Source organism: Parabacteroides sp. FAFU027 (genome assembly GCF_022808675.1).
In the GTDB taxonomy this organism is placed as follows: Bacteria; Bacteroidota; Bacteroidia; order Bacteroidales; family UBA7332; genus CAXXIC01.
In genome coordinates this window covers 112,947-126,417 of the sequence record NZ_JAKZKV010000013.1, presented here as the reverse complement: position 1 = coordinate 126,417, position 13,471 = coordinate 112,947, and the positions used below count along the sequence as shown (strand labels likewise).

The 13,471-nt window shown below is 40.9% G+C and carries 10 protein-coding genes and 1 pseudogene; 8 read left to right on the top strand and 3 right to left on the bottom strand.

The window, feature by feature from the left end:
• From MLE17_RS16510 to MLE17_RS16475, 8 genes and pseudogenes are all read left to right on the top strand, one after another.
• A pseudogene (locus MLE17_RS16510) lies at positions 1 to 149 on the top strand (IS4 family transposase); the annotation flags it as partial.
• Between the two features lie 66 nt (positions 150 to 215).
• A complete protein-coding gene (locus tag MLE17_RS16505; protein ID WP_243349824.1) occupies positions 216 to 572 on the top strand; it encodes a hypothetical protein in 357 nt (118 codons plus the stop codon).
• 256 nt (positions 573 to 828) lie between these two features.
• On the top strand, positions 829 to 1,494 hold the full coding sequence (locus tag MLE17_RS16500; protein ID WP_243349823.1) for a GYF domain-containing protein: 666 nt from the start codon (positions 829 to 831) through the stop codon (positions 1,492 to 1,494).
• Between the two features lie 141 nt (positions 1,495 to 1,635).
• Complete coding sequence (locus MLE17_RS16495) at positions 1,636 to 2,400, top strand: ParA family protein (protein ID WP_243349822.1); 765 nt, start codon at positions 1,636 to 1,638, stop codon at positions 2,398 to 2,400.
• Positions 2,401 to 2,451: 51 nt separating this feature from the next.
• A complete protein-coding gene (locus tag MLE17_RS16490; protein WP_243349821.1) occupies positions 2,452 to 3,336 on the top strand; it encodes a ParB/RepB/Spo0J family partition protein in 885 nt (294 codons plus the stop codon).
• A 46-nt stretch (positions 3,337 to 3,382) separates the two neighbouring features.
• Entirely contained in the window at positions 3,383 to 4,030 is a 648-nt protein-coding gene (locus MLE17_RS16485) for a DUF5683 domain-containing protein (RefSeq protein ID WP_243349820.1), read from the top strand.
• A 4-nt stretch (positions 4,031 to 4,034) separates the two neighbouring features.
• Complete coding sequence (locus MLE17_RS16480) at positions 4,035 to 6,074, top strand: LysM peptidoglycan-binding domain-containing protein (protein WP_243349819.1); 2,040 nt, start codon at positions 4,035 to 4,037, stop codon at positions 6,072 to 6,074.
• A gap of 9 nt (positions 6,075 to 6,083) precedes the next feature.
• On the top strand, positions 6,084 to 8,327 hold the full coding sequence (locus tag MLE17_RS16475) for a RelA/SpoT family protein (protein ID WP_243349818.1): 2,244 nt from the start codon (positions 6,084 to 6,086) through the stop codon (positions 8,325 to 8,327).
• 47 nt (positions 8,328 to 8,374) lie between these two features.
• Here the strand turns inward: MLE17_RS16475 and MLE17_RS16470 are convergent, their stop codons facing one another.
• The 3 genes from MLE17_RS16470 to MLE17_RS16460 form a co-directional block, all read right to left on the bottom strand.
• Positions 8,375 to 9,097 carry an SDR family NAD(P)-dependent oxidoreductase gene (locus MLE17_RS16470; protein ID WP_243349817.1) on the bottom strand — a complete coding sequence of 241 codons (723 nt, stop codon included), beginning with the start codon at positions 9,095 to 9,097 and terminating at the stop codon, positions 8,375 to 8,377.
• Between the two features lie 113 nt (positions 9,098 to 9,210).
• Positions 9,211 to 11,001 carry a 30S ribosomal protein S1 gene (rpsA, locus tag MLE17_RS16465; RefSeq protein ID WP_243349816.1) on the bottom strand — a complete coding sequence of 597 codons (1,791 nt, stop codon included), beginning with the start codon at positions 10,999 to 11,001 and terminating at the stop codon, positions 9,211 to 9,213.
• A 195-nt stretch (positions 11,002 to 11,196) separates the two neighbouring features.
• Entirely contained in the window at positions 11,197 to 12,867 is a 1,671-nt protein-coding gene (locus MLE17_RS16460; protein WP_243349815.1) for a S41 family peptidase, read from the bottom strand.
• Between the last annotated feature and the right edge of the window lie 604 nt (positions 12,868 to 13,471).

Below are 13,471 nucleotides of genomic sequence, written 5' to 3'. Positions count from 1 at the left end.
AACTTGACAGAACTACATATGAGGTTTTGCAGATCTTGAGTATTTCATTGACTGATAAAACTAATCTTAGAGAACTATTCAACAGAACTAAATTTCAAAATGACAAAGATCGTTTTAGGCTTAATGAGCCAAGTTTATTTGAGTTTTAATTACGTCCCAATTTTAATGGGACACTAGTGATAGCAATTGAAACATCAATGTAAATCGTATAACTTATGGAAAAGATAATCCCCATCTCTCTGGTGAAACGCGAGATGAAGAAGAATCATTATACGGCTGCCGACCTTGGACGCCGGTTAAATCTTAGTGCATCGACGATAATGACCATGCTCAATAGCCCCACCATGCAGGTGCAGCGCTTGGTCGATTTGTCGGATTTTCTGCAATATAATTTTTTCCGGGAAATCGCCGAAATGCTGCCATACGCAAATCCCGAGGTTTTGAACCAGGAAAAAGAGGCTCAACTCAAATCCCTGGAAGAGCAAAATCAGACATTGACCGAGCGAAACAAAGAGCTGGAGATGGAGGTGAAAGTGCTGCGGGAAACTATCCGGAATATTACGTTGCGATGAGCGGGGAGTTTCAAAATGTTGATTTCCCTTTGTTTGTCTATTCCAAAACGGCAAAATCAGAGTAATAAAGCTGATATGAGCAAAGAATAATATTTTGTTGAAAAACAAAAGGATAAACCCGGCTAGATGCTTCTGTCCGGGTTTTTTGATATATTGTAAGCCTGCTTAACACCAGCCTTCATTTGTAAATCAATAAAATAGGCCTAAATTTGCGCGTAATGAATTTGATATCGCATATCTTAAACATATTAGAATCGTGAACACATATTTTATTCATCAGGAGGGCCAGTCGTTAGGCCCGTTTTCTATTGGCGAATTGAGGCAGAGAAAAATAACACCGAATACTCCAGTTTGGAGTGAAGGTATGGATAGTTGGGTGTCAGCTAAGGAGGTTGCCGAATTGCAATTTCTCTTTAGAAGTACGCCGCCACCATTGATTAAACCGCAAGTACTACCGAAGCCGGAAGAAAAAGTTATGCCTGAATCTCCTAAAACTAAGGAGAAAAAGAAAAGCAATGGCTGGGTATATGTCTTGTTTGTGATAATCGTATGTATTAGCATAGCGGTTTTTACTTATCAGCAAATTAGAATAGATACACTTGAAAGCGATTTGACAGAACAGACAGATTCATTGAAAGATATCCGTCGTGTATCCGACAGCCGTCAGACAGAGATTGATGAAATGAAACAAGAAGAGCTGATGCGCCAGAAAGAAGAGAAACGAATCTCTCTTACAAAGCAGATCGCCGAATTAAATACGCAATTGGACGCGGAAAAAGCAAAGCTGGATAAGATCAATGAGTTTCAGTTTTTCCGTTCATCAGAAGATAAAGTGCAGCAAGTGACTGCCCAGCAGGATGTTGTCAACTCATTGGAACAGAAAATAGAAGCATTGAAAAAAGAGCAACAGGAGAACGAATAAACCGCGTTGAAAAACCTGTTTAAAACGCTCAGTTATCAACAAAATGCGCAACTTTTCAACATTTACGGCAATTGTTTCATAATAGAGTAGGTCGTGAAACAATTTATTGCTTAGATTTGCCAAAAAATAGATCTGAATCGTATGGGGAAAATCATTGCATTAGCTAATCAGAAAGGCGGGGTCGGTAAAACCACCACCACCATAAATCTGGCTGCTTCATTGGCTACACTCGATAAGAAAGTCCTTGTCGTAGATGCTGACCCTCAGGCCAATGCTTCTTCCGGATTGGGTATCGATATTAAATCGCTTCAATATTCGATCTACGAATGTATGATTGATGGTGTGGATATTCACGAAGCTATCATGCCGACCTGCATTGAGAATCTGAGTATCGTATGCTCTCATATCGATTTGGTTGGAGCCGAGCTGGAACTTTTGAATGTGGAAAATCGCGATCGGGTATTACAGAGTACTCTTCAAAAGATACGAGGTGAATATGATTACATTCTCATAGATTGCTCACCTTCTTTAGGCTTGATTACGGTAAATGCACTGACGGCTGCCGATTCGGTGATTATTCCGGTTCAATCAGAGTATTTTGCGTTGGAAGGGATTAGTAAACTGCTCAACACGATTAAAATCATCAAGTCCAAACTGAATCCATCCCTTGAGATTGAAGGTTTTCTCTTGACGATGTATGACTCACGTCTTCGTCTGGCGAACCAGATTTACGAAGAATTGAAACGTCATTTCCGTGAAATGGTATTTACGACAGTGATTCAGCGGAATATTCGATTGAGTGAGGCGCCAAGTCATGGCCTTCCGGTATTGCTTTATGATGCGGAATCAAAAGGGGCGATCAACCACATTCAGTTGGCTAAAGAGATTATTGAGAAAAATAAATAAGCGGAGAGGTTTCCGATTATTTGATATATAGAAAAATATTAGTCGCTATTTATGGCAGCAATTAAGAAAAATGTTCTCGGACGGGGGTTGGATGCTCTCATTACCATGGATGAAGTGAAAACCGGTGGTTCTTCGTCCATTAATGAGGTGGATCTGAAGAAGATTTTCCCCAATCCGGATCAGCCCCGTCGTGAGTTTGATCAGGAATCACTGAATGAGCTGGCGTCATCAATAAGAGAACTTGGGATTATTCAGCCCATTACACTCCGTGAAGTGGGTAGTGAGAAGTACCAGATTATCGCCGGAGAACGTCGTTACCGGGCTTCCATCTTAGCCGGTCTTTCTTCGATACCGGCCTACATCCGTACTACCGGAGATGAAGAGGTGCTTGAGATGGCGTTGATTGAAAATATCCAGCGTGAAGACCTGAATGCGATAGAGGTTGCCCTGGCTTATCAAAACCTCATCGAGCAATATAATCTTACCCAGGAACGTTTAAGTGAACGTATCGGTAAGAAAAGAACTACTATTGCCAACTTTCTGCGTCTTCTGAAGCTTCCGGCTGATATCCAGATGGGATTAAAGGATAAGAAGATCGACATGGGACACGCCCGCGCATTGATTCCGGTGGACAATCCGACTGTGCAGTTGAAGATTTACGAAGAGATACTGACTCATGAACTTTCGGTAAGAAGGGTAGAGGAGCTGGTAAAAGCATATAATGCCGGGAAAAATATTGACGATATTGCTCCGAAGGAGAAAAAGAAGAATGCTCTGCCCGAAGAATACAATCTTTTGAAGAAGCATTTGACTAAATATTTCAAGACCAGGGTTCAGTTTTCAATAAACGAAAAAGGTAAGGGAAAGATTAGTATTCCATTTAAATCGGAAGAAGATCTGGAACGGATTATCAATATTTTTGACGGATTAAAGTAATTTGACGTTGATAACCAGACGAATATTTGCGATAATTGCACTATATTTGTGCTTTACCTCCGCTTTTGCTCAGCAAGGCGGAGTTTCTGTCATTAATAGCAGGCAGAATGATACATTGTCGGTAAAGGAATTACCGACAGGATACAACAAAGCAGATATTGCCGGAGCTACCCAAAAGCTTCGTTTTGCTCCCGATCCCGGAAAGGCTGTATGGTATTCAGCTTTGTTGCCGGGTCTTGGTCAGATTTATAACCGCAAGTATTGGAAATTGCCGCTGGTGTATGGCGGTTTTGCAGGGTTAACTTATGGGTTGACCTGGAATAGTCAGTATTTGAAGGACTATTCGAATGCTTATCAGGATATAACTGATAACAATCCCAATACAAACCGTTTTAAGGATATTTTACCGCTTTCATATGTGACACGATATGAAAACGGCGAAATATCAAAAGATCAACTGACTACTATCCTTAAGAACCGGAGAGATTATTTCCGGCGCAATCGAGACCTGACCGTAATCAGTATGGTAGGTCTTTATTTTGTTACAATGATCGATGCTTATGTGGATGCTCAACTGTTTCAGTTTGATATCAGTCCCGATCTGAGTTTAAAGTTAAACCCTTCATTGATCAAATCAACTAACCAGAATGACCGTTCGCTGAACCTCGGGCTTCAGTGTTCGATTAAATTTTAGTTTTATGATTAAGACTCGCTTATTTGTTTTTTCTCTTTTCATTATTAGCCTTTCTTCTTTTGCTGCCAAACGAACGCCGGGTGGTATAAAGGAAACAATTCATGATGATGCCATTCAGGTACCAGCTCCTCTGACTTCCAATATTGATTCTCTACTTTCGGATTGGATCGTTACCAATCACCTGTCTTTGGATGAACATTGCATTCAGCAATCCGAGAATCCTCTATTTTCAGACTCAATTTACATTGAACGATTATCAAAAATGCCATCTGTTATAGAAATGCCCTATAACCAGGTGGTTAGAACGTATATTGACCTCTATGCAGGTCGCCTGAGAGAGCGTGTCAGCTACATGATGGGCTTGTCAAAGTTTTATTTCCCGCTTTTTGAACAAGCTCTCGACGCTGAAAATATGCCGCTGGAGCTCAAGTATCTGCCGGTAATTGAATCGGCATTGAATCCAGCCGCTACTTCGCGTGTTGGAGCTGCGGGTTTGTGGCAGTTTATGATTTATACCGGAAAAGATTACGGTTTGCAGATTGATAACCTCATCGACGAACGTCGTGACCCGATTAAATCGACATATGTCGCAGTAAGATATTTAAAGGCGCTTCATCGAATTTATGGAGACTGGAATCTGGCTATTGCAGCTTATAACTGTGGACCCGGAAATGTCAATAAAGCGATCCGTCGTTCCGGTGGAAAGCGTGATTATTGGGAGATTTATTTCAACCTGCCGAAAGAAACGCGTGGATATGTGCCTGCATTCATCGCTGTTAATTATCTGATGAGCTACGCAAAAGAGCATAATATCTGTGCAGCCCAATGTAAACTCCCGGTAAATTCAGATACCGTACAGGTGAATAAAATGGTGCATTTCCAACAGATTGCGGACATGCTCAATATCCCTGTGGAAGAGGTTAAAATTCTGAATCCTCAATACCGGAAAGAGCTTATCCCGGGAAATATTAAACCTCAGACATTGAGATTGCCCATGGCATCAGCTTATGCCTATATTGAGCAAGAGGATACCATTGCCAAATACCGTTCTGAAGAGTTTCTGCTTAACTTCCGTAAAACCGTTGATCCGGGAACAATCAATGACGATGTTGTACAGACAGTAATCAGGCATAAAGTCCGTAAAGGAGAGTCGATTTATAATGTTGCCAGTCGTTACGGGGTTTCGGTTTCTGATATTAAAAGCTGGAATAACCTGAAATCAACAAAACTCAAAAAGAATTCCCTTTTAGCTATCTATAAAGAGAAAAGAGTAACTCCTGTTGCGCCGGTCAAAAACTCAAATGATTCTATCTCAAACCAAACGGCTTCTGTTGTAAAAGAGAAAACAAAAGCAAAGAGTGTTTCCGCTACTACCCAATATTATAAAGTGAAGAAAGGGGAAACATTGCAGGAGATTGCTGCTAAATATGATGTAAGTGTATGTGATTTGAAAAAAATGAATCACTTAAGCAAATCTAAAGTCAGCAAAGGTCAGCTTTTAGCTATCAAAGTGGAAAAGAGAACCAAAGAGACCGAGGAAAAAGCAACATTGGCAGATACAAATCAGTCGGCAAAACGCAAGCAGGTTATCGAGATGGTCGATGTAACCTTGCATCATAAGGTGAAAAAAGGTGAGACCTTGTCTGAAATTGCAGATAAATATAATGTTAATACTTCAGACGTAAAGAAGTGGAATCATCTCAAGAGTACAAAACTGGACAGAGGAGACATGCTTTCTATACGCACGAAAGAAAAACGTGTAAAAACAGTGCTGGTTGAGTCTAAAGATTTGGCCTTGAAAAACAAAACTGTTTCCAAGGCTGTAAATGATTCTATATCGGTGGATGATCGCTCTAATAAATTTGTATCCAAGGATAGTTTAATAAAAGATTTCGAATATTACCGTGTCAGAAAAGGGGATACGCTTTGGGCTATTGCCAGCAAATACCCCGGGACAAGTGTAGAGCAGATTATGCAAGCTAATAAAATGAGCCGCCAGGATGCGATTCAGGTTGGCATGCGCATTAAAATTCCGAAATCGTAATCCGATTATATGAGCGAAGAGATAAAGAATTTGTCAGACGAAGAACTGATAGAGAAGGAGTTTCAGGAATTGATTGAAGATTACCTGAACTCACCTCACAGGAAGAAAATTGAAATAATTACTAAAGCATTCAATTTTGCGAATGCTGCTCACAAGGGCATTCGTCGCCGTTCCGGAGAGCCTTATATTCTTCATCCCATTGCTGTAGCACGGATTGTTGCTAAAGACATGACCTTGGGCTCTACCTCGATTTGTGCTGCATTATTACATGATGTGGTTGAGGATACAGAGTTTACGGTTGAAGATATTTCAAATCTTTTTGGCGAAAAGGTTGCACAGATTGTGGACGGCCTTACCAAGATTTCTGGCGGTATTTTCGGAGAACAAGCCTCTTCCCAGGCTGAAAACTTTAGAAAATTACTATTGACGATGTCGGAAGACATTCGAGTGGTGCTTATTAAAATGGCCGACCGCCTGCATAACATGCGCACACTCGATTCGATGTTACCCAGCAAGCAATTTAAAATTGCAGGGGAGACGCAATACCTCTACGCGCCATTGGCTTATCGTTTAGGTCTTCATGCTATCAAATCAGAACTTGAAGACCTTAGTTTTAAGTATGAGCATCCTGATGCCTACCGTGAACTGAGTGAACGTATTTCAACCGAAGAATCTCTTCGACAAAATATATATGAGGATTTTGCTGCCCCCATTAGACACAAATTGAGTGAAATGGGAGTGAAATTTGACATGATTTGGAGAACCAAGTCTGTCTATTCCGTTTGGCTTAAAATGCAAACCAAAAAAGTTTCTTTTGAAGAAATCTATGACCTTTGCGCTGCCCGTATCATCTTTAAACCAAAGGATGAGAATCTTGAAAAGATAGAATGTTGGAACATTTACTCCCTGATTACCGATATTTACCGATTACATCCTGAGCGTATCCGCGACTGGGTGAGCCGACCTAAAGCAAACGGCTACCAGGCACTTCACGTTACGGTCATGGGCCCGGGAGGACACTGGATTGAGGTTCAAATCCGAAGCGAGCGTATGAATGAGATTGCCGAAAAAGGGATGGCAGCTCACTTCAATTACAAGACTGAAACAACTACCGTTGAAACCAGCAGTGAATTGAATGATTGGTTGAAACGAATCCGTGAAGTGTTGGAAAATCCGGGGCCGAGTGCGATGGATTTTCTGGATTCTATTAAGATGAATCTGTACGCTTCTGAAATTTTTGTATTTACACCAAAAGGAGAAATTAAAACCCTGCCTCAGGGGGCTACTGCACTCGATTTTGCCTTTAACCTACACACCCAACTTGGTTATCATTGTATTGGTGCAAAAGTAAACCATAAACTGGTTCCTCTCAGCCATAAACTTCAGAGTGGAGATCAGGTTGAGATTCTGACATCACGCTCACAACTACCACAACCAGAATGGCTGAATTATGTAACAACATCCCATGCTCGAGTAAATATCAATAAACAGCTTCAGAAAGATGACAGGCTGGCTATCCAACAGGGCGAAACTATTGTAAAAGAATTTATTTCAAGTCATTTAGGGGAAAAGCCTCACGCAATCAATACCCTGATTCAGATACATAATCTGGCATCCAAAGAAGAGCTGTTTAAACAGGTTGGGAAGAAAGAAATTGACCTGGAAGATGGTGATATTGTTGAGCAGGTGAAGGATAAAGAGTCCGGATTCTTTACCCGAAATCTGAGGCAAATATTCGGAGGTGGAAAGTCGAATAAAAGGAATGCCGTTAATTCTGAAAAAGTCCCCATTGACAAGAAAAAATCCTTCTTTCTTGAAGAGGAGGACTTTAACAAAACCTTCAAGTTTGCTGATTGTTGTCATCCCCTGCCTTTTGATGATGCATTGGGATATATCAGCGACAGTGGGATGGTAGAGGTGCATAAACGCTCTTGTCCGGTTGCGATGCGACTCAAAAGTACTTTCGGGAATAAGCTTCTTTCAGTAGAGTGGAGTTCCTTTGCTGAGCACTCTTTCCCGGTTAGTATCGAGGTGAAGGGAGTTGATGCGATTGGCGTATTGAATGATATCACAAAAGTCCTCTCTGAGGAACTGAGCATGAATATCCAAAAGATTCATATCGAAACAAAAGATGGTATATTTGAGGGTCGGATTGAGTTTATGGTTCACAGTGCCATTGATGTGAATAATCTTTGCTCTAAGCTCAATAGATTGACCAATCTGACTACCGTAGCGAGAGTGGATGGAAAATAAAAAAGAAGAGCGGCATTGAAATGAAAAAATTCAATGCCGCTCTTCTTTTATTCTTCATATATCATCTTGATGGTCATTCCTCCGTCAATGGTGAGATTTGTCCCATTTATAAAATCATTTTCAGGGCTTGTCAGGAAGAGGCAGGCTCTTGCTATATCTGTCGGTTTTCCTACCCGGTTACTAGGGTGCTGAGCATGGTCTTCTTTTCTAAGCGCTTCGTAATTTCCTGTTTCTATCCACCCGGGTGAAATCGAATTGACTTGTATTTGGTGTTTAGATAAAGACACAGACAAAGCATGTGTAAGGGCTATTATTCCGCCTTTCGATGCAGAATAGGCCTCCGTGTTCGCTTCACTCATAAAAGCCCGCGTAGAAGCTATATTGACGATTTTTCCGCCCTTCTCTTTCATCAATGGCAGTGCCGCCTGACTGCAAAGGAATACACTACGGAGATTGGTATTGATTACCTTGTCCCAATTCTCCAAGCTCAACTCTTCAAAGGGGGTAAATATCGAAATTCCCGCATTATTAATCAAGATATTCAGTTGCTTGTAACGCTCCTTAATGATCGAAAACAGAGCCTTTACGGAGTCGGCTTCTCCAACGTTTGTATGAATAAATTCAAATGGGAAATCCTTTTTAGCGGGTTGGATATCTGCAATAATGATACTGGCTCCCATATGGGCATATTGTCTGGCTATTTCATTTCCAATGCCTCTTGAGGCTCCGGTTACCAGCACAACTTTGTTTTCAAATTGTTTTGTGTTCATCGGATTAATATTTAGTCAGGATGAATGAAGAACGTTTTACCGGGGTAAATGGTTTGGATAAAAAAAAGAGGCGAACCTTTCGGAACGCCTCTTCTGTATATTCAGACGGTAAATTATTTACCAGCCAATTTGTCTTTCAAAGCAGCAAGCTCTTCGATGTCACCCAAAGTAGTTTTTTCGAGTGTCTGAGTAGGAGCTACATCTTCTTTCTTAGAAGATTTTTTCGCAGCTTTTTTCTCTTTCGCAGCTTCTTTGTTTTCTGCTTTTTGAGCATCTTCGAAGATACGGCTGTGAGAAAGAATGATGCGTTTAGCTTCTTTGTTGAATTCGATTACTTTGAACTCAAGTTTTTCTTCAACTTGTGCCTGAGTACCGTCTTCTTTAACCAAGTGTTTAGGAGTTGCGAAACCTTCAACACCGTAAGGAAGAGCGATTACAGCGCCTTTGTCCAAAGATTCGATGATAGTTCCTTCGTGAACTGAGTCAACAGTGAAGATTGTTTCGAAAACATCCCATGGGTTTTCTTCCAATTGTTTGTGACCCAGGCTCAAACGACGGTTTTCTTTGTCGATTTCCAATACTTGTACTTCGATTTCAGCACCGATTTGAGTGAATTCAGATGGGTGTTTTACTTTTTTAGTCCAAGAAAGGTCAGAGATGTGGATCAAACCGTCAACACCTTCTTCGATTTCTACGAATACACCGAAGTTAGTGAAGTTACGAACTTTAGCAGTGTGTTTAGAACCTACTGCATATTTAGATTCGATAGCTTCCCATGGATCTTGTTTCAACTGTTTGATACCCAAAGACATTTTACGCTCTTCGCGGTCCAAAGTCAGGATAACAGCTTCAACTTCGTCGCCTACGTTCAGGAAGTCCTGAGCGCTACGCAGGTGTTGTGACCAGCTCATTTCTGAAACGTGGATCAAACCTTCTACGCCAGCAGCGATTTCGATGAATGCACCGTAATCAGCCATAACAACAACTTTACCTTTAACTTTGTCGCCAACTTTCAGTTCTGCGCTCAAAGCATCCCATGGGTGAGGAGTCAATTGTTTCAAGCCGAGAGCAATACGTTTTTTCTCATCGTCGAAGTCAAGGATAACAACGTTAAGTTTTTGATCCAATGCAACAACTTCTTCAGGATGTGAAACACGTCCCCAAGAAAGGTCAGTGATGTGGATCAAGCCGTCAACGCCACCCAAGTCGATGAATACACCGTAAGAAGTGATGTTTTTAACGGTTCCCTCAAGTACCTGACCTTTTTCAAGTTTAGAGATGATATCTTTTTTCTGTTGTTCGATTTCTGCTTCGATAAGAGCTTTGTGAGAAACAACAACGTTTTTGAATTCCTGATTGATTTTAACCACTTTGAATTCCATTGTTTTACCAACGAATACATCGTAGTCACGGATAGGTTTAACGTCAATTTGAGAACCTGGCAAGAACGCCTCGATACCAAATACGTCAACGATCATACCACCTTTAGTGCGGCATTTCACGAAACCTTTTATAATTTCGTCTTTTTCCAAAGCTTCGTTAACACGATCCCAAGAGCGGGTAGCACGAGCTTTTTTGTGAGAAAGGATCAATTGTCCTTTTTTGTCTTCCTGGCTTTCGATGTAAACTTCTACAGTGTCACCTACAGCTAATTCAGGATTGTAACGGAATTCATTCATAGAAATGATACCGTCTGATTTGTAACCGATGTTTACAACTACTTCGCGTTTGTTCAATGAAATAACTGTACCTTCGATTACCTCTTTGTCTTTAACTGTGTTTAAAGACTGGTCGTAAGTGTTAACCAATTCGTCGTGGCTTTTTTCGCCAAAAACTTCACCTTTTTCGAACGCATCCCAGTCGAAGTTCTCAACAGGAGCTACATTTTTAAATTGTTCAGACATAAATAATTAATTGATTTTTGGTTTACTAGTGAGTTAGACATTATATTGTAATTCTCAAAAAGTGCTGCAAAGGTAATGCTTTTATTCGGAAAATCAACTACATAGATTTGATATTTTGATTTCATCTGTGGTTAAAAAAACAAGGCGACTACGCTATATTTGCGCAGTCGCCTAATTTTTTTATGAGTTTGAGCTCTATTTCGAAGCAGTCGCTTTAAGCAGTTCGGAAGTCTTTTGTGCATTGTTGATCACTTCCAGGGTCTTCTTGATCTCCTTGTCGTTTTTCAGTGTCTGGGCGATTTCACCCTTCTGGAAATAGTAACGTTTGGCAATCTCGATTTCCAGCATATTGCGGATATCAGTTGAGAATTTATTCAAAGATTTATCCAAATCGTGAGTGAGCTTTGCTTCCAGAGCCTTGAATTCCGGTTCGGCACTTTCGTAATATCCTTCAAATTTAGCTACCTCTTTCAATTCTTTCAATGCTTTATCACTTTGACGATCGTAGGTGAAGTTTTTAGACTTTACAAAGGCCTTAAAATCGTTGAAGTCAGCATCCGTTAGAGCAAATTTGCCTGCGATATCAATTTTATCGTGTTTTCTAACGTATTGCGTTGCGTAGTCAAACAACAGGTAATCGCTTTCGAGGTAGTACACAATGTTCGGTATTTGAACCTCCTCGGTCGTCACATCGGGGGTGATACCGCCACCGTCACGAACCGGGCGTCTGTTTTTTGTATAGAAAACCGTGGTGAGGCTATCCGGGGTTTTACCTACACTGCCATCGGGATTCCGGTTGCTGTAATCAATCGCCTGCACACATCGTCCGCTTGGGGTGTAGTATTTAGCGGTTGTTACCTTTATGCTTCCATTATAGCTGATCGGACGTGTCGTTTGCACCAGACCCTTGCCGAATGTGCGACTGCCAATAATCACGGCACGATCCAGGTCCTGAAGTGCTCCGGATACAATCTCTGATGCGGAGGCCGAACCACGGTTGACCATTACGGCTATAGGAATTTGGGTGTCCAATGGTTCGGCGGGTGTTTTATAGACGCGATCCCATTGTTTTACTTTGCCTTTTGTGGAAACAACCTCCACTCCTTTCGGTACAAAGTAGTTAATCACTTTGATAGCTTCCTCCATGATGCCACCGCCATTGCCGCGCAGGTCAATGATGAGAGAAGTAATTTTTTTATTGTTTTTCAAATCCAGAAATGCGCTTTTAAACTCTTCTCCGGTTTTGTCGGTAAAACTGCTGATGAGAATGTAGCCGGTATTATTTCCGACCACGGTGTAATAGGGGACAGAGCTGACCGTAATTTTAGAACGGGTAACTGTTACTTCTTTCGGTTTATTTTCGTCTCTTTGGTATTTAATTTTGATGATGGTGTTGGGTTGGCCTTTTAACCATTCGCTAACTTCGTTGATGGCTTTACCTTTTACGCTTTTCCCATCAATCTCCAGAACAACATCTCCGGCTTTCAATCCGGCTTTGGCAGCAGGCATATTTTCATAAGGCTCAGAGATGATGATATTGCCATTGCGTGAACCAATGATTGAGCCGATGCCGCCATATTCCCCGGTTGTGATGAATTTAAAGTCCTCCATTTCATCCTCGGGGATGTAGTTGGTGTATGGGTCAAGGCTCCCCAGCATGGCGTTGATGCCTGTGCGGATCACTTTCTCCGGCTTGATAGAATCCACATAAAACAGGTCAAGCTGTTTATAGATACTATAGAAAACGTCCAGATTTTTAGTGTTGTCGAAATTGTGTTTTTCGTCGCAATAACCTGAAACGGCGATATTGGATAGGAGCAGGGTGGCTGCAATAACTGCATTTCTGCCTAATCTAAATCTTTTCATAAAGTAATGGTGTAATGGTTGTTTCTTTATTCAGTCAAAATCGAGGCTAAAATTAGAGAGAGTTTTTTGTTAAAACAATATTTTGCTCCGGGATACTTTGCCGGATTTTCTTTTTTTATATAAAGAAACGGGATAGAACGGTCAGGTATGAAAAAGTGAGCTCTGTTATGGGTGGTGTGGCTTACTTTATCACTTAGGAAAAGTATTTTCCTAAGTTTCGTGTAATTATTCCGAAAAACAAGACATAAATCAAAATTGTAAGCCACGAATTAACTTCGTTGATCTTCGATTCACAAATTGAGTTTGCTCCGAAAAGTTATTTTTGCCACGAATCCACGAATATCACATTTATACTACGCTGAAGATTAACAATCTGAAAACTGAAATTTCGCGAATCTCCGAAAAACTTCGTTTTCGGAGTGGACTCAAATTAATTTAGAGAGGCTAGCTTGCTGAAATCATGAATAAATAAAGACCGAATACCACAAATGCTTTTTCAAAACCGAAAAAGAAAAGATACTTTCTTATTCGTGGATTGCCTTCGTCGAACTACGATTCGTGGCAAAGATACGCACAAAGCGTTATAGATCTAAAAAAGGGAGCC

Coding starts and splice junctions, on each gene's coding strand:
- MLE17_RS16490 (WP_243349821.1), top strand. CDS start 2,452: ATGGCAGCAATTAAGAAAAATGTTCTCGGACGGGGGTTGGATGCTCTC.
- MLE17_RS16495 (WP_243349822.1), top strand. CDS start 1,636: ATGGGGAAAATCATTGCATTAGCTAATCAGAAAGGCGGGGTCGGTAAA.
- MLE17_RS16475 (WP_243349818.1), top strand. CDS start 6,084: ATGAGCGAAGAGATAAAGAATTTGTCAGACGAAGAACTGATAGAGAAG.
- MLE17_RS16480 (WP_243349819.1), top strand. CDS start 4,035: ATGATTAAGACTCGCTTATTTGTTTTTTCTCTTTTCATTATTAGCCTT.
- rpsA (WP_243349816.1), bottom strand. CDS start 11,001: ATGTCTGAACAATTTAAAAATGTAGCTCCTGTTGAGAACTTCGACTGG.
- MLE17_RS16460 (WP_243349815.1), bottom strand. CDS start 12,867: ATGAAAAGATTTAGATTAGGCAGAAATGCAGTTATTGCAGCCACCCTG.
- MLE17_RS16505 (WP_243349824.1), top strand. CDS start 216: ATGGAAAAGATAATCCCCATCTCTCTGGTGAAACGCGAGATGAAGAAG.
- MLE17_RS16470 (WP_243349817.1), bottom strand. CDS start 9,097: ATGAACACAAAACAATTTGAAAACAAAGTTGTGCTGGTAACCGGAGCC.